15 protein-coding genes are annotated in these 15591 nt (G+C 62.1%); 7 read left to right on the top strand and 8 right to left on the bottom strand.

Annotated elements, in window-relative coordinates:
* Nucleotides 1-2: 2 nt before the first annotated feature.
* Genes A7Q26_RS10155 through A7Q26_RS10140 form a run of 4 tightly spaced genes read right to left on the bottom strand, consistent with a single transcriptional unit; the run spans nt 3 to nt 5424 of the window.
* On the bottom strand, nt 3-830 hold the full coding sequence (locus tag A7Q26_RS10155) for an SDR family NAD(P)-dependent oxidoreductase (protein ID WP_066859261.1): 828 nt from the start codon (nt 828-830) through the stop codon (nt 3-5).
* A gap of 39 nt (nt 831-869) precedes the next feature.
* Nucleotides 870-2027 carry an acyl-CoA dehydrogenase family protein gene (locus tag A7Q26_RS10150; protein ID WP_066859260.1) on the bottom strand — a complete coding sequence of 386 codons (1158 nt, stop codon included), beginning with the start codon at nt 2025-2027 and terminating at the stop codon, nt 870-872.
* Complete coding sequence (locus A7Q26_RS10145) at nt 2015-4192, bottom strand: 3-hydroxyacyl-CoA dehydrogenase NAD-binding domain-containing protein (RefSeq protein WP_198162907.1); 2178 nt, start codon at nt 4190-4192, stop codon at nt 2015-2017. Before A7Q26_RS10145 ends, A7Q26_RS10150 begins: the two co-directional genes overlap by 13 nt.
* Before the next feature lie 26 nt (nt 4193-4218).
* The gene (locus A7Q26_RS10140) at nt 4219-5424 is read right to left on the bottom strand and encodes an acetyl-CoA C-acetyltransferase (protein WP_066859489.1); all 1206 of its coding nucleotides are present in this window, start codon (nt 5422-5424) and stop codon (nt 4219-4221) included.
* 145 nt (nt 5425-5569) lie between these two features.
* Here A7Q26_RS10140 and A7Q26_RS10135 point away from each other — a divergent pair, with 145 nt between their 5' ends.
* The 7 genes from A7Q26_RS10135 to A7Q26_RS10105 are packed head-to-tail and all read left to right on the top strand — an operon-like array spanning nt 5570 to nt 12215.
* The gene (locus A7Q26_RS10135; protein ID WP_232313750.1) at nt 5570-7234 is read left to right on the top strand and encodes a class I adenylate-forming enzyme family protein; all 1665 of its coding nucleotides are present in this window, start codon (nt 5570-5572) and stop codon (nt 7232-7234) included.
* A 1-nt stretch (nt 7235) separates the two neighbouring features.
* Nucleotides 7236-8018 carry an SDR family NAD(P)-dependent oxidoreductase gene (locus A7Q26_RS10130; RefSeq protein WP_066859258.1) on the top strand — a complete coding sequence of 261 codons (783 nt, stop codon included), beginning with the start codon at nt 7236-7238 and terminating at the stop codon, nt 8016-8018.
* A gap of 10 nt (nt 8019-8028) precedes the next feature.
* Complete coding sequence (locus A7Q26_RS10125; protein ID WP_066859257.1) at nt 8029-8871, top strand: fumarylacetoacetate hydrolase family protein; 843 nt, start codon at nt 8029-8031, stop codon at nt 8869-8871.
* 27 nt (nt 8872-8898) lie between these two features.
* Nucleotides 8899-9840, top strand: a complete 942-nt coding sequence (locus tag A7Q26_RS10120; protein WP_066859256.1) for a VOC family protein — start codon at nt 8899-8901, stop codon at nt 9838-9840.
* A 25-nt stretch (nt 9841-9865) separates the two neighbouring features.
* Nucleotides 9866-10591, top strand: a complete 726-nt coding sequence (locus A7Q26_RS10115) for an alpha/beta fold hydrolase (protein WP_084439073.1) — start codon at nt 9866-9868, stop codon at nt 10589-10591.
* Nucleotides 10588-11367 carry an SDR family oxidoreductase gene (locus A7Q26_RS10110; RefSeq protein WP_066859255.1) on the top strand — a complete coding sequence of 260 codons (780 nt, stop codon included), beginning with the start codon at nt 10588-10590 and terminating at the stop codon, nt 11365-11367. Before A7Q26_RS10115 ends, A7Q26_RS10110 begins: the two co-directional genes overlap by 4 nt.
* A 50-nt stretch (nt 11368-11417) precedes the next feature.
* Complete coding sequence (locus tag A7Q26_RS10105; RefSeq protein WP_232313749.1) at nt 11418-12215, top strand: alpha/beta fold hydrolase; 798 nt, start codon at nt 11418-11420, stop codon at nt 12213-12215.
* Between the two features lie 54 nt (nt 12216-12269).
* Here A7Q26_RS10105 and A7Q26_RS10100 read toward each other — a convergent pair whose 3' ends face one another.
* The 4 genes from A7Q26_RS10100 to A7Q26_RS10085 form a co-directional block, all read right to left on the bottom strand.
* Nucleotides 12270-12782, bottom strand: a complete 513-nt coding sequence (locus A7Q26_RS10100) for a nuclear transport factor 2 family protein (RefSeq protein WP_066859253.1) — start codon at nt 12780-12782, stop codon at nt 12270-12272.
* A 96-nt stretch (nt 12783-12878) separates the two neighbouring features.
* Nucleotides 12879-13193, bottom strand: coding sequence for a 2Fe-2S iron-sulfur cluster-binding protein (locus A7Q26_RS10095; RefSeq protein WP_066859487.1), 315 nt, complete (start codon nt 13191-13193; stop codon nt 12879-12881).
* A complete protein-coding gene (locus A7Q26_RS10090; protein ID WP_066859252.1) occupies nt 13193-14413 on the bottom strand; it encodes a cytochrome P450 in 1221 nt (406 codons plus the stop codon). The genes A7Q26_RS10095 and A7Q26_RS10090 overlap by 1 nt, the downstream gene beginning before the upstream one ends.
* Nucleotides 14414-14522: 109 nt before the next feature.
* The gene (locus tag A7Q26_RS10085; protein ID WP_066859251.1) at nt 14523-15539 is read right to left on the bottom strand and encodes a zinc-dependent alcohol dehydrogenase; all 1017 of its coding nucleotides are present in this window, start codon (nt 15537-15539) and stop codon (nt 14523-14525) included.
* Nucleotides 15540-15591 lie beyond the last annotated feature (52 nt).

Genomic DNA, 15591 nt, shown 5'->3' with positions numbered 1-15591 from the left:
CGCTAAAGCGTCCAGCCACCGCCGACGGTGATGACCTGCCCGGAAATATAGTCCGCTTCCGGCAGGCAGAGCAGATAGATGGCCCCTGCGGCTTCATCCGGGGTGCCCGCGCGGCCGAGCGGTATGCCCCGCTCCATGCTCTCCAAAATCTCCTGGCTGACGCCCGCCTTGATCTCCTGCCCCTTCATGGTGATGGTCGACTTGCCGGCTTCGCCAGCCGTCATGCGGGTCATGATGGCGCCGAAGGCGATGGCGTTCGCCGTCACATTATAGCGACCCCATTCCTTGCACAGCGTCTTGGTTAGGCCCACGATCGCCGCCTTGCCCGCCGCATAGCCCGCCTGCCCCGGATTACCGCCCAGCCCGGCCACGGAAGAGATATTCACGATGGTTCGCCGCCGCGCCCTTCCGCCCGCCGCCATTTCCGCCTTTGCTGCGGCGGCGATGATCGGCTGAGCCGCGCGCAGGATGCGGAAGGGCGCATTCAGATGGACATCGATCATCGCCGCCCATTGTTCGTCGGTCGTCTTCTGGATCACGCTGTCCCAGGCATAGCCCGCATTATTGACGATGATGTCGATGCCGCCGAAAGTATCGACCGCAGCCTGTACGAAACGATCGCCAAAATCGGGGGCTGTGACATCGCCCGAAAGAACGGCCGCTTCAACGCCCAGCGCCCGGATTGCTTCGGCACTTTGCTGTGCCACATCCTCGTCCAGGTCGTTTACGACTATATTGGCGCCCGCTCTGGCAAGTTTCAGGGCGATCGCCTTGCCGATGCCCCTGCCGGACCCCGAAACCAGCGCGGTCTTGCCCGTCAGAACTGACATTTTTCTTTCTCCATGAAATTACCTGGGTATCTGGCGGGCCTAACCCAGCTTGCGTTCGTCTAGGCCAAGGCCGCGTCCGATGATCTCAAGCATGATCTCGCTTGTCCCGGCGAATATCCGGCTGATCCGCGCGTCGCTATACATGCGGCTGATGCGATATTCGTCCATATAGCCCGCCCCGCCATGCAGCTGGACACAGTCGTCCATCACCCGGCCTTCCAGCTCGCTCGCCAGCAGTTTCGCCGCCGAAGCGTCCTCCGCCGTCAGTTCGCCCGCATTGAGAAGCACCACGCACTGGTCGACATAGGTCTGGATCGCATCCAGTTCGGCGCGCATCTGCGCCATCTTGAACCGGCTGTTCTGGAACGCGCCGATCGGCTTTCCAAATGCCTTGCGATCCTTCACATAGTCCAGCGTCAGGTCGAAAGCTGTCTGCGCGGTCGCCATGAACCCGATGGCCGCTACCAGCCGTTCTTGCGCCAACAAACGCGCCAGATATCGGAAGCCTTGCGTCGGATCGCCCAGGATGTTTTCCTTCGGCACTTTGACGTCGGTAAAGAACAGTTCGGCGGTATCCTGCGACTTCAGGCCCATCTTGGCGAGCTTGCGCCCGCGCTCAAACCCTTCCATCCCCCGCTCGATCAGAAACAGCCCGAGACCATGGCGCGAATGGGGGTCGGTACGCGCCGCCACGATCACCAGGTCGGCCAATATGCCGTTGGAAATGTAGGTCTTGGCGCCGTTCAGCAGCCAGTGATCGCCCTTGTCCTCGGCCCGTGTCTTCATGCCCGCGAGGTCGCTGCCGGTCGATGGTTCGGTCATCGCGACCGCCAGGATCGTCTCCCCGCTGACGATGCCCGGCATGAAGCGCCTTTTCTGGGCATCGGATCCGAGCTTGGCGATGTAGGGCGCGACGAGATCGCTGTGCAGATTGATATAGAAGCCTATGTCGCCGTGGCGCATATTCTCCTCGATGATGATCTGTTCAAAGCGGAAATCGTCAATGCCGGCGCCGCCATAAGTCTCGTCCGCCCAGGTGCAAAGGAAACCTTGCGCGCCGGCCTTCGTATAGGCCTCCCGATCGACCTGTCCCGCCTCGCGCCAGCGCTCGGCATGGGGACCGATTTCGGTTTCCATGAAACGCCGGACGCTGTCGCGGAACTGTTCGTGCTCTGGTTCGAAGATCAGGCGGCGCATTCGGCTTCCTTCGTCGCGGCGACGTCCTTGGCGGGGTAGAAGGGCTCACCCCTCGCCGCCTTGTCACGCAGCCAGGAAGACGGCGCGAAGCGCGGCCCGTACAGCTGCGCCATCCGGTCGGATTCTGCCACGAACCGGGCGATTCCAATGGTGTCGACATAGCTGATCGTCCCGCCTGTCCACATCGGGAATCCCCAGCCGAAGGCGGCGCCCAGATCGGCATCTTCGGGCGTTTCCAGCACGCCTTCTTCGAGGCAGCGGATCGTCTCCATCGCCTGCGCATAGAGCAGGCGTTGCTTGAGTTCTGCGAGGTCCGGCTGCTCCGCTTTTGGCGGAAACAACTCAGCCAGGCCGGGCCACAGATGCTTCGTACCCCCTTCGGGATAGTCGTAGAAGGCGCCGCCCGCCTTGCGGCTGGTGCGACCGGCGTCGCGCATCCGGTACATCGCAGGCATGCCGGCGGGCGGCACGAAAGACGTCCCCTCCTGCGCGATAGCCTGATCCACGATCTTGATCGGCAGGTCCAGCGTAACCTCATCAAGCAAAGCGAGCGGACCGACCGGGAAGCCGGCCGATTTCGCCGCATTTTCGATCCGTGCCGGCTCGACGCCATCGGCCAGCATCGCGGCGCCTTCGTTAATCAGCATTTGGAACACCCGGCTCGTGTAAAAGCCGCGGCTGTCATTGACGACGATCGGCGTCTTGCGGATCTGCGCGATGAAATCCAGGCTTTTGGCGAGCGTCTCCGGGCTGGTCTGCTTGCCCATGATGACTTCGACCAGCCCCATCCGATCGACCGGCGAGAAGAAATGCAAGCCGATGAACTGATCCGGACGGTCCGACGCCTGAGCCAGATTGGTGATCGGCAGGGTCGATGTATTGGTCGCGAAGATCGCGGACGACGGCATGACCGCCTCGGCCCGCTTGGTGACTTCCGCCTTGATCGCGACATCCTCGAACACCGCCTCGACGATCAGGTCGACATCCGACAGCGGCGCATAGTCGTCGGTGGCCAGGATGCGCGCGAGTATGACGTCGCACGCATCCTGTGCCATGCCGCCCTTCTCGACCGCCTTGCCCAATATTTTGACGGCATAGTCCTTGCCCTTCTGCGCCGACGGGATGTCGCGGTCGATCAGCACGACCTCGATGCCGGCCTGCGCTGCGACCAAGGCGATGCCCGCCCCCATCATGCCTGCGCCCAGCACACCGATCTTGCGCACCGAACTTTTGTCGATCCCCTTGGGACGGCGGGCGCCCTTTTCCGCAGCCTGCTTGGAAATGAAACTGGTGCGGATGATGTTGCGGGCAACCGGATCGGTCAGCAGCAGCGCGAAATATTTACTTTCGACCGACAGCGCCCGATCGAACGGCAATTGCACGCCCTCGAACACGCAGGACAGGATGGCCGCAGGTGCGGGCAGATTATAGCCAGCCTTGCCGATGGCGCCCGCTGTCGCCGCGGTGAACATCGCGGCGGATTCGGGCAGGACCATCCCACGCGATTCGGGCAGGGCGAAGCCTTTCTTGTCCCAGACGCGTTCGACATCCGGGGCCGCGGCGACCAATGCCTTGGCCTTTTCGATCAATTGTTCCGCCGGCACCACGGCATCGACGATCCGCAGCTTCAACGCATCGGCGGGCTTCACCGAACGGCCTGACAGTAGCAGATCGAGCGCCGTTTTGACGCCAGCGATGCGCGGCAGCCGCTGCGTGCCGCCCGAGCCGGGAAGCAGGCCGACATTCACCTCCGGCAGGCCGACGACGGCCTTGGGATCGTCCACCAGCACGCGATAATGGCAGGCCAGCGCCAATTCGAAACCGCCGCCCAGGCACAGGCCGTTCAGTGCGGCGGCGACGGGCTTGCCCATCGTTTCCAGCGCGCGATGCATGGCGGTGGCCGACTGGCTGAACGCATAGGCCTCCGCCCGCGTCAGCGTTCCATAACCGTCGACCAGCAGTTTCAGGTCAGCGCCCGCCATGAACGCTTTCTTGGCCGAAGTGATGACCAGTCCCTTGATGGCGTCGTCGGCTTTGATCGTCGCAATGGCCGCGGTCATTTCCGATAGCCATGCTTCCGAAACGACGTTCATGCTTTCGTCGGCATTGTCCAGCGTCAGGATGGCGATACCATCATCGCCGGTTTCGATTGTGATGTGGCGCATGTCGATTTGCTCTATCTTTATGGAGTTCAGACGCGTTCGATGATGGTCGCAGTGCCAAGACCGTTGCCCGCACAGAGCAGGGTCATGGCGGTGTTCTGGCCGGTGCGTTCCAGTTCATCGAGTACGGTGCCCAGGATCATGGCGCCGGTCGCGCCGAGCGGATGGCCCAGCGCGATCGCACCGCCGTTCACGTTCACCTTGCCATGGTCGATGTCCATACGGTTCATGAACCGCATGACGACGCTGGCGAAGGCTTCGTTGAGTTCGTACAGATCGATGTCATTCTTCGTCATGCCCGCATTGCGCAGCGCCTTGTTGGCGACGTCGGCCGGAGCGGTCAGCATGATCGTGGGCTCCGAGCCGATTGAGGCCCAGGCGCGGATTCTGGCGCGGGGCTTGAGACCTGCCGCCTTGCCGAAATCGGCATTGCCCAAAAGTACGCCGCCCGATCCATCGACGATGCCCGAGCTGTTGCCGCCGGTGTGTACGAAATCCAGTGCCTCGATCTGCGGATAGCGTTCGCGCGCGACCCGCTCGAAACCCATTGCGGCCATGCCTGGAAAGGCGGGCTTCAGGCCGGCCAGGCTTTCCACGGTCGTGCCAGGCCGCCTATGTTCGTCATGCGTCAACACAACTTCGCCCAACACGTCGCGCACGGGGATGACTGATTTGTCGAAGCGGCCTTCGTCCCAAGCCAGGGCCGCGCGCCGCTGGCTCTCTGCTGCATAGCCATCGACGTCCGAGCGGGTATAGCCGTCAAGCGTCGCGATCAGGTCCGCGCCGATTCCCTGTGGCGCGAAATAATTATGCCATGCAACGCGCGGGTCGGCGGACCATGCACCACTGTCATAGCCCATAATGACCCGGCTCATCGACTCCACCCCGCCGCCGATGCCCGCCTGGCTCATGCCGCTCATGATCTGGCCGGCGACGTTGTTCACCGCCTCCAGCCCCGATGCGCAGAAGCGGTGAACCTGCTGCCCGGCGACGCTCTGGGCATAGCCCGCATTCAGTACCGCGGCGCGGGCCAGAACGCCCCCCTGCTCCGCCACCGGCTGCGCGCACCCGATCACCACGTCGTCCAGCAGGGCGGTATCCAGCCCGTTGCGGTCCCGCAACGCCTCTAGGACCTGCGTCGCCAGTTGAACGGCGGGAATTTCATGCAGCGCGCCATCGGGGCGCCCCCGGCCGCGCGGCGTGCGCGCATGATCATAGATAAAAACGTCCGTCATCATCCCCATCCCGGAAATTAGCCTTCGATAATGTCCCATCGAACCCGCCCGGCGCATCTTCACCTACCAAAGGACAGGATGGCGGCGCGCTTTCCGACAGCAGAAGGGACAGCGAACAAGCGGACGCTGTGGGAGCGGATAAACGGTGATCGAAGGAATGGAGGACCCCGCGCGGCTGCGGATCGAGGCGACGTCGCTGGGCGACCTGCTCTTGATGGCCTGGGACAAAGCGCCAGATGCGGAGGCTTTGGTTTTCCCGGACGCGCGACTGAGTTATGACAACCTGGTCCGTCGCGCTATGCTCCGCGCCCGGCAATTGTGGGCCGCCGGCATCCGCCCGCGCGATCATGTCGGCATCCTGCTGCCCACATCGGTCGATTTTGTCGAAACCCTGTTCGGCGTCGCCTTTTGCGGGGCGACCAGCGTGATGCTCAATGCACGCTACAAACCGATGGAAATCGCTTACGTCACGAACAATGCCGACCTGAAGGCGATCGTGACAACCCGCAAAGCGCAAGAGCATAGCGACTTTGTCGGTCGTATAGAAAAGGCCTTCCCCGACCTTGCGGAGCGGTCAGGCAACGCCGGTCTTTCCATCGCCACCGCACCGAAATTGCGCCATATCCTGCTGATGGAGGATAATTCCCCGACAGGTTTCACCAGCATCTCGGATCTGAATGTCGATGCCGTGGAAGAGGCCGACATTCACCAGGCGCGGATTTGTGTGCGTGTGCGCGATCCGGCGATGATCCTCTATACATCGGGCACCTCATCGAATCCCAAGGGGTGCCTGATCAGCCATGAAGCGATCACGCGCGAGGCCCGGATGCTGGCGACGCGCTGGTCCTACACGGCGCAGGACCGGGTGTGGAGCCCATTGCCGCTGTTCCACGTCGCCGCCATGCTCGGAATGCTGTCGGTGCTCGACCGGTGCGGCACATTCGTCGGAATGCCACATTTCGATCCCGGCGAGAGCCTCAGGATGATCGAACGGGAAAAGGCGACCTCGCTCTTCGTACCCTTCGTAACCTTTTTGCAGGGCATGATGTACGCGCCCGAATTCGCCTCTGTCGATCTCTCCCATGTCCGTCACATCAACAGTTGCTTCGCCGCCCAGCCGGAAAAAGTCGGACGGACCTGGCGCGAGAAGGCACCCCATATCCTGCATGTGGGGACGTTTGGAATGACCGAGGCCTTCGGCGTGGTGACAACCGGCGGCGAAGGTATGGACCCGGAAACCGGCTTCCATACTCTTGGCTATCCGCTGCCAGGTATCGAAGTGCGGATCATCGACGCCGAAACCGGCAACGACCTGGGCGTCGACGCCCATGGCGAGGTGCTGATCCGTGGCTTTGGCATGTTCGACGGCTATTATCGAGATGCCGAAAAAACGGCCGCCGCCCTGGATGCGGACGGCTGGTATCATAGCGGCGACATCGGATCGGTCGATGCCGACGGCCACCTGATGTACCGTGGGCGGTTCAAGGATATGCTCAAGGTCGGGGGCGAGAATGTCGCCGCCGCCGAGGTTGAGGCCGTGCTTGCCATGCATCCGGCCGTCAAGCTGGCGCAGGTCGTGGGCATACCCGACGATCGGCTCGTCGAGATTCCGGCGGCCTTCATAGAGGGCGACCCGGCAGCCGCAACCTCCGAGGAGCTGATCGCCTTTACCCGCGACCGCCTGTCCTCCTTCAAGGTTCCGCGCCACATCCGTTTTGTCGACGAGTGGCCGATGTCAGCCTCGAAAATCCAGAAATTCAAATTGAGGCAGAAGCTGATGGACGAACTTGGCATCGTGGCGGAGGGGTAAGATGCGCATAGTGATAACAGGAGCGTCCAGCGGCATCGGCCGGGCCGTCGTATCGGAACTCATGGCCGAGCGTCAGATTGCAGGCCCCCATAAATTGCTGCTGGTCGATCGGGACCGTGCAGGCATAGAGTCGCTTGTCGCACGCCACGGACCGGGCGTTGCCGCGATGGTGACCGATGTCGGTATGACCGATTGCGGCGACAGGATCGCTGCCGCCGCGATCGCGCATATGGACGGTGTCGACGGGCTGGTCAGCAACGCCGGGTTCATTCTCGCGGGCTCATTGTCCCAGATCGATCCGGAGGCGTTCGACAAGGCCTTCGCCATCAATACCCGCGCAACCTGGCTGATCGCCAAGGCGCTATATCCCATAATGAAAGAGGGCGGCGGCGGTAGCATGGTGGCAACGGCATCCATGTCGGCCCATCATGCGACCCCACCGCTCGGTGCCTATGCGCCCAGCAAGGCCGCCCTGCACATGATCGTCAAGCAACTGGCGAACGAATGGGGCCCAGATGGCATCAGGGTGAACAGCGTATCCCCCGGCCCGACCCTGACAAACATGACATCGGCCGGCTATGCCGATCAGCAGATGCGGGATGCGCGGATCGCAGGGATTCCCACGCGCCGGATCGGCGAGCCGGAGGATGTGGCAGAGGCCATCATCTTCCTGCTCAGCAACCGGGCCCGCCAAATCAACGGCGTCGACATATTGGTCGATGGCGGCCTCAGCACAACCCTGATGACGGCAACCGGTGCCGGATTGGGCCAGGGAAAGAAATGAAGGTGATATCATGAAATTTGCGCGCGTTTCAAAAAATGGCCTGTCCGGCATTGCTATCCAGAATGGCAAGGCCGTCCATGCCCGCCTGGACGGCAATGACGATCTCGACGCTCTGGTCGCGGGCGGCGAGGCAGCGCTGGCCGAGGCGTTCGCCGCGATCGCGGCTGAGCCAACCGTTGCGGAATCCGATTTGACGTTCCTGCCGGTGCTGGCACGTCCAGGTAAGGTCATTTGCCTGGGGCTGAACTATGCCGATCATGCGGCCGAGGGCGGCTTTGCGGTGCCCGAATTTCCGACGATCTTTGCCCGCTTCGCATCCAACTTAATCGGTCATGGCGCGCCGATCCTGAAACCGACGACGTCCGAGCAACTCGATTATGAGGGCGAAATGGTCGCGGTGATCGGAAAACGCGGACGCAACATCGCCAAGGACAAGGCGCTCGATCATGTGATCGCCTATTCGGTGTTCAACGACGGGTCAGTACGCGATTATCAGCTCAAGACCCCGCAATGGACTGCCGGCAAGAATTTCGACGATACTGGCGCTTTCGGCCCCTGGCTCGTCACCGCCGACGCCGTTCCCGCTGGTGGCAAGAATCTGAAGATCGAAACCCGCCTCAACGGGAATGTCATGCAGTCGGCCAATACCAGCCAGATGATCTTCGACGTCGAGGATACGGTCGCCCTGCTGTCGACTTTCCTGACTCTGGAAGTCGGCGACGTGCTCGTCATGGGAACGCCATCGGGCATCGGGCTGGCACGCACACCACCTGTATTCATGAAACCGGGCGATACGGTCGAGGTGGAGATCGAAGGTATCGGCCTGCTGCGCAACCCTATCGGGGCAGCATGAAGGCTTGACCGGGAAAGGAGAAAGGCCATGGGCGAGACAATCAGGCGGCCCGGCACATTGGCGGCCCATTCGATCGACCATTTCGCGATAGAAGTGCCAGACCTGGAAGAGGCGCGGCATTTCTACACGCTGTTCGGTCTGGATGTGCAGGACCGGGACGGCGCGCTGGAGCTTTATGCCAGGGGCCATCCCCATCGCTGGGCGATCATCACTGGCGGCAGCAGCGCAAAACGCCTGCGCTATCTGAGCTTCGGGATCTTCGCCGATGAGGTGGACGCCTTCGCCGCGCATCTGCGCGATCAGGGCGTGACTTTCATCGATCCGCCCGCCCACGCCGAACGTGATGGTATCTGGTTTGCCGGCACAGACGGTCTACCCGTCAATGTCCGCGCCGCCGAAAAATCGGCTCCCGATGAAAAGAGCCAGTTTCATTTTGCCAGCGCTGCGCCAGGGGTGTCGGGCGCGATCCCGAATTCCCGCGCGCCCAGCGTGCATCCGCGCCGTCTGTCGCATTTCGCGTTGTTCACGACCGATGTGGATGCGGCCATTGGCTTTTACGAGCGCACCCTTGGCCTGCGCCTGTCGGACCGAAGCGGTCCAGTAGTCGCCTTCCTGCACGGCGCGCACGGTAGCGATCATCATCTGCTGGCGCTTGTCCTGTCTGACCGGCGGGGCATGCATCATAATAGCTGGGACGTGGGATCGGTCCAGGAAGTGGGACTGGGCGGAACAACGATGGCAAAGGCGGGATTTGATCGCGGCTGGGGCATGGGGCAGCATGTGCTGGGCGCCAATTATTTCTATTACGTCCGCGATCCGTGGGGCAGCTACTCGGAATATTCGGCCGACATCGATTTCATCCCCTCCACCTGCGACTGGCAGGCGAGCGATCATCCGCCCGAAGACAGCATGTTCCTGTGGGGACCCAATCCGTCGGAAGAATTCATCCAGAATACGGAACCGGCCTGAAGCGCCGGGGAGAGGATAAAGAGACATGACCACATTTCTTCTGATGCATGGCGGCGGCATGGGTGGCTGGACCTGGAAATATGTCCGCCCCCTGCTGCGGGCGGCCGGGCATGAGGTATTTTCGCCCAGTTTCACCGGCTTTGCCGAACATGCGCATCTCATGCGCCGCGATACGACGCATGGCGTGCATGTGCAGGACATATCCTCCCTGATCGCGTGCGAAGACATGCAGGATGTCGTCCTGGTCGGCCACAGCTATTCAGGCACCGTGATCCCCGGCGTGGTGAAGGCACATCCGAATGCGGTCCGGCGCGCCATATTTCTAGACGCGATCGTCGCGCGGTCGGGCGAGCGGGTCGCTACCGCCATGGGCATGGTGCCCGAAGAGCAGGCGGCGGGCCTTGATGCCATGCTGGCGGCCGGCGATGGCCCGATTGGGTCGGGCGTGGATGAACAGCAGCGCGCAATGGCCAAGGACAATCCGCATATGATGGATAGCGAACGGGAAGCCTGGTTGCTGCGCCATCTTTCCGACATGCCGCTACGCTGCACGATCAGTCCGATCGAGACCGGCGCGGAAACGTTGACCATCCCTGTCGACTATATTGCAGCGCAACATACGATCATGACCATCATGCACGACCGAGCGCGGGAACTGGGCTGGACGATGCACCAACATCCTGGCGATCATGCGCTGCTGGTGGGCGATCCCGAAGGCGTTGCCAGACTGCTGCTGGACATCTCTGCATGATCGATCCTGCACAGCTCTTCTCCGTTGCCGAGCGGACGGCGTTGGTTACTGGCGCAAGCAGCGGCATCGGCCGCATGATCGCGACCGGCCTAGCCGCAGCGGGCGTCACCGTCTATGCCTGCGCCCGCAACGCAGAGCGACTGACGGACGCAGCGCATGCGATCGTGACGGAAACGGGCGGACGGTGCATTGCCCTGCCCGGCGACATATCGACACTTGCGGGGATAGAGGCTGTTGTCGCAGCGCTGTCCAAGCAGGAAGCGTCCCTCCACATCCTCGTCAACAATGCCGGCACACTGTGCGACGCGCCGATCGACGACTATCCCGAACAGGGTTGGGACGATGTGGTCAATCTCAATCTCAAAAGCTGCTTCTTCCTGACCCAGAAGCTGCTGCCGATGTTGCGCGCGGGCGCGACCTCCGAGCGGCCATCGACCGTCATCAATATCGGCTCCGTCGGCGGCCTGCGCATCGGCCCGCGCGAAACCTATGCCTATGCTGCCGCCAAGGCCGGTCTGCACCATGTCAGCGGCTCACTCGCCAAGCGGCTTGGGCCGGAAAATATCACGGTCAACAGCATCGCGCCGGGCTTTTTTCCGTCCGATATGACCCGGATTACCTCTGGCGAGATGCATGACATGCTCATCGGCATGGTGCCTCGCCGCCGCGTCGGGGAAGCGCAGGATGTCGCGGGTGTCGCCATCTTCCTGTCCTCTCCCGCCGCTGCCTACATAACGGGAACCGTCATACCGCTGGAAGGCGGCATGTCACTCTGACCGGGACGATGCGCCATGATGGAACTTTGCTTCATTTCGATGGAGATGGCGTGCGGCTCGCGGCATCCGCCTGGGGCGACCCGGCCAACCCGCCGGTCTGTTTCTTCCATGGCGGCGGCCAAAGCCGCAGGTCCTGGGCCGGCGCCGCGCGCGCCGTCGGCGAAGCCGGCTATCTAGGCCTGACATTCGACCTGCGCGGTCATGGCGACAGCGACTGGGCCAATGACGGTGACTATGATCTGGGCGCCTATGCGCGCGATGTCGGACGGCTGATCGACCAGTTGCACGGAACTGTCACGCTGGTAGGCGCATCGCGCGGCGGCCAGGCGGCGCTGGTCGGCGGTGCCCGACACCAGCCGCGGATCAGGCTGGTGATGCTTGCAGACGTATCGCCCAGGACACAGACTGACGGCGTCGATGCGATCCGGCAGTTTCTGCGCCGTTCTCTGTCGGGCTTTGCGCATGTCGATGAAGCCGCTGATGCCCTTGCCGCCTATCTGGCCCAACCTAGGGTTGCCAATGCCGCTGGTCTGCGCAAGGCAATGCGGGAAGAAAATGGACGTCTGTTCTGGCATTGGGATCCGCGGACGGCCGCGCTGGAATTCATCAGTCCACCGTCTGAACAGGCCGCGATGGAACAGGCCGCGCAATGCTTCCGTCGCCCTTTGGTCCTGGTCCGGGCGGAACATGCCAGCTTGGTGACGGACGAAGCCGTCGTGGCCTTTCGCTCCCTGGCGCCGCAGTTGGTCGTGGAGGAGGCGAGCGGCACCCATCATATGTTTACCGGCGACCAGAACGACATATTCGCGGCACGACTGCTGCATCATCTGGGCAACGCCGTCGGGTGAGTCAAAAAGGGCGGCTTCATTCGCATGACGCCGCCCTTTCCCCCTTAACTATAATCAGGCGTAGGGATCTTTGGGCATTTCGACGTTGATCACCCCCAGCCCCTGCAACATGCTCAGGACATCGGCGATCGAATAGATATGGACGATCTTGTCCTCCTTGAACTTGATCGTCGAATACCACCAGACATTGATCTCGCGCCCGCTCGGCTCGTGCCCCCAATATCGCCCGCCGCTATGCTTGCCCCAATGATGGCACAGAACAGTAATCTCGTCGTCGCCCTTCCCCCAGGCGTTGACCGTGCGATAGACGCAGGGCGGAAACACATTCCACAGCGCCATGGGTGACGTTTTCCAGGTCGCGTAGGAACCCAAATCAGGACGGTTGGGGTTGCTGTAATGCATTTCGGGATGGAAGAAATCGTCCATCTCCTGACCAAATTCGCCCCGGTTCAGGACGACGTGCAGATCCATCCACTTGCCGACCAGTTCGGCCTGACGCGGCGTCAATCCCGCGCAGATTTCCGTCCGCTTTTCCGGCGACAGAGTAAAATCCTCGATACTGGTCATATACGCTCTCCTGAGATGGTTTTGACTTGTTTGGGATACCAACAGGGCCCGTAATGTTGCGTCACGCGACCTGCCGCACAACGACGTCCGTGCTGTTCAATATTGGGACGATGGTACGTGAAGCACCAGGCCGTCCATATCGTCCGTTGCTATCAGCTGACACGACAGACGGCGACCGTTGGCCTCCTCCTCGTCCAGCATGGATTGCTCCCCCAGCTCGGGCGCAGGCAGCCGCGCGCGCCATTCGGACGGCACGACCACCTGGCAGGTGGCACAGGCACAGGCACCGCCACATTCGGCCAAAATGCCGATGACGTCGGCATTTTGGGCGCAGCGCATCAGCGATTCGCCCACCGGGACATCAAGGATCTTTTGCGCACCGTCGGCCTGAACGAAGGTAATCCGCGGCATCAGGCGGTCCACCGCAGCGGTAAGGCGACAGGCTGGATCATGCCAAGATGATATTGCACGTCATACTCTTCCTGGACATGAAATTGCGGGACGAGTGCGAGGAATTCTTCCATCGCGATCCGCATTTCCCGCCGGGCCAGATGCATCCCGACACACAGATGCGGGCCATAGGCGAAGCTGACATGACGTGGCTTGCGGTCGAAGCGGACTTCGGCGGGATTGTCATATTCCTCCGGGTCGCGGCCAGCCAATGTTGTGGACATCGCCACCTTGTCGCCCGGCATGAACTGCACGCCATTGACCTCCACCGGCTTGACCACCGTTCGGAATGTCGTGACCGCGGGGTAGGCCCGCATCAGTTCCTCGATGGCGTTGGGGATCAGGTCGGGTTCGGCGCGTAGCCGGGCCTGATCTTGGGCATGGGTCGCCAAGTGCCAGAATTGCAGCCCCATATGGGTCGAAACCGTATCCAGCCCGCCGATGAACAGGTTGAAGGTGAACCCGATCAGTTCGTCGCGGGTCAGCGAGCGGCCGTCCAGTTGCGTATGCACGCCATAGGAAATCAGGTCGTCGGTCGGATTCTCGCGCCGATCCTCTATCGCAGCTTCCAGATAATCAACGACCTTGCGCGTCGAAGCCGCCATGACGCTCAGGTCCGACGAGTGGAGAAGACCCATTTCCCATTCCAGAAACGTCTTGGTCTGGTCCTGCGGCAGGCCCATCAGTTCCATGAATATCCGGATCGGAAATTCGAACGCAAAATCGGTCATGAACTCGCAGGCGCCTTTGTCCTTGAAGGACAGCACATAGTCGCGGGCATAGGCGCGTATCTTGTCTTCCAGTTTCGTCATCGCCTTGGGCGTGAACAACGGGTTGACGAAGGCACGGTACAGGCGATGCATCGGCGGGTCGGTTTCCGCGGGCAGGCTGCTCCAATTCTCGCCAATCAGCTTGGGAAAAGGCGAAAAATCCTTGTTGGAAAAATGGTCGGTATCGAAATAGATCGCGCGCAGATCCTCGGTCCGCCGCACGATCCAGGCGGGCGTGCCACCCGGATAGGCATGGGGGGTGTAGAAGATCGGCGGCTCGCGGTGCACCGCGTCGGCCAAGTCAGTGAATGGATTGCGATCCGTCGTCATCCCGAAAATGAAGGGGAAGGGACGGACCAGATCATCGGGCACATGGTCCGGCTTGGGTATGACCGGCATCTCAAAGGGCATTGCATATCTCCATGACAGCATCTTGGCGCGCCATTGCCGGACAACAGGCGGCGTCCCTCCGCTTTGGACACCTATCCAACGGCAGGGCCGGATCGATTGTCTCCGCCGTTCACGGCTCGAACAAGAGCATGACCTTGGCGCTTGTCGGGCTTTTCGCGGCCTCGAACGCCTCCTCAAAACGGCTGAAGGGGAAGCGGTGGCTGATATAGGGCGCGACTTCATCGGGCGACATTTCCTCCAGTGCCGCCAGCACGTCATGCAGTTCGGTCGGATAGGCGACGGCCGGGGTCAGGCAGATCTCGCGGATCAAAAGCCCTTGAAGGTCGAGCGCGACAGGCAGGGGATAGACTGCGGTTAAGACTATACGACTTTGAAACTTGCCCATGGCGATCGTCTGTTCCAGCAGCGATGGCGCGCCGGCCATGTCGAGAAAAACGTCGGTCCCAACCGTGGATGCGCCGAACATCGGAGCTTCCTCCCCATGCAGACGGATCAGTTCGGCCTTCAGGTCCACCTGCGACGAATTGACCAGATGGGTCGCGCCCATAGCGCGGGCATGGCGCAACCGGTCGTCCGACAAATCGACCGAGACGATATCGCTAAAGCCGCGCCGTTTCAGCCAGAAGACCGCGCCCAGCCCGATCGGCCCGGCGCCATAGACGACGACCTTCTCGCCCGCCTTCAGCCCGGCCTGATTGACACCGTGCAGCGCCACCGCCAGCGGTTCGACCAGCGCTGCCCGTTCGGCCGACACCCCGTCCGAAAGAGGCAGAAGATGCTGGCCCAGCCGGGCGTCGCGGATCAGCAGATAATCGGCAAAGGCGCCTTCCGATCCGCCATTGCCGATGACATTGTCATAGGCCGCGGCAGGGTTGACGACGACGCGCTGGCCAACCTTTATGCCCTCGACAGCCGCGCCTGCGCCGACGACTGTTCCGGCCGCTTCGTGACCCAGCGGCCAGGGCTCGCCATCGCCACGCAGAAATCCATATTTGGCGAAGGACAGGTCACTACCGCATATGCCGCACGCATCGATCCGGAGCAGGACGTCGCGCTCACCGCAGGCGGGGACGGGCCGCTCGTCGACCCGGACGTCGCCGGGACCGTGGATATAGACTGCTTTCATCGATGGCCTCCGCAGTTCAGGGGAAAATCGGGAGGGCCGGCTGGAGCCCCCC

Origin of the sequence: Sphingobium sp. TCM1 (assembly GCF_001650725.1) — a bacterium.
In the GTDB taxonomy this organism is placed as follows: Bacteria; Pseudomonadota; Alphaproteobacteria; order Sphingomonadales; family Sphingomonadaceae; genus Sphingobium.
The sequence above is the reverse complement of the archived record's forward strand: the minus strand, read 5'-3'. Positions and strand labels throughout refer to the sequence as shown.

Coding starts and splice junctions, on each gene's coding strand:
- A7Q26_RS10150 (WP_066859260.1), bottom strand. CDS start 2,027: ATGCGCCGCCTGATCTTCGAACCAGAGCACGAACAGTTCCGCGACAGC.
- A7Q26_RS10095 (WP_066859487.1), bottom strand. CDS start 13,193: ATGCCGCGGATTACCTTCGTTCAGGCCGACGGTGCGCAAAAGATCCTT.
- A7Q26_RS10120 (WP_066859256.1), top strand. CDS start 8,899: ATGGGCGAGACAATCAGGCGGCCCGGCACATTGGCGGCCCATTCGATC.
- A7Q26_RS10155 (WP_066859261.1), bottom strand. CDS start 830: ATGTCAGTTCTGACGGGCAAGACCGCGCTGGTTTCGGGGTCCGGCAGG.
- A7Q26_RS10140 (WP_066859489.1), bottom strand. CDS start 5,424: ATGACGGACGTTTTTATCTATGATCATGCGCGCACGCCGCGCGGCCGG.
- A7Q26_RS10110 (WP_066859255.1), top strand. CDS start 10,588: ATGATCGATCCTGCACAGCTCTTCTCCGTTGCCGAGCGGACGGCGTTG.
- A7Q26_RS10115 (WP_084439073.1), top strand. CDS start 9,866: ATGACCACATTTCTTCTGATGCATGGCGGCGGCATGGGTGGCTGGACC.
- A7Q26_RS10085 (WP_066859251.1), bottom strand. CDS start 15,539: ATGAAAGCAGTCTATATCCACGGTCCCGGCGACGTCCGGGTCGACGAG.
- A7Q26_RS10125 (WP_066859257.1), top strand. CDS start 8,029: ATGAAATTTGCGCGCGTTTCAAAAAATGGCCTGTCCGGCATTGCTATC.
- A7Q26_RS10090 (WP_066859252.1), bottom strand. CDS start 14,413: ATGCCCTTTGAGATGCCGGTCATACCCAAGCCGGACCATGTGCCCGAT.
- A7Q26_RS10100 (WP_066859253.1), bottom strand. CDS start 12,782: ATGACCAGTATCGAGGATTTTACTCTGTCGCCGGAAAAGCGGACGGAA.
- A7Q26_RS10145 (WP_198162907.1), bottom strand. CDS start 4,192: ATGCGCCACATCACAATCGAAACCGGCGATGATGGTATCGCCATCCTG.
- A7Q26_RS10130 (WP_066859258.1), top strand. CDS start 7,236: ATGCGCATAGTGATAACAGGAGCGTCCAGCGGCATCGGCCGGGCCGTC.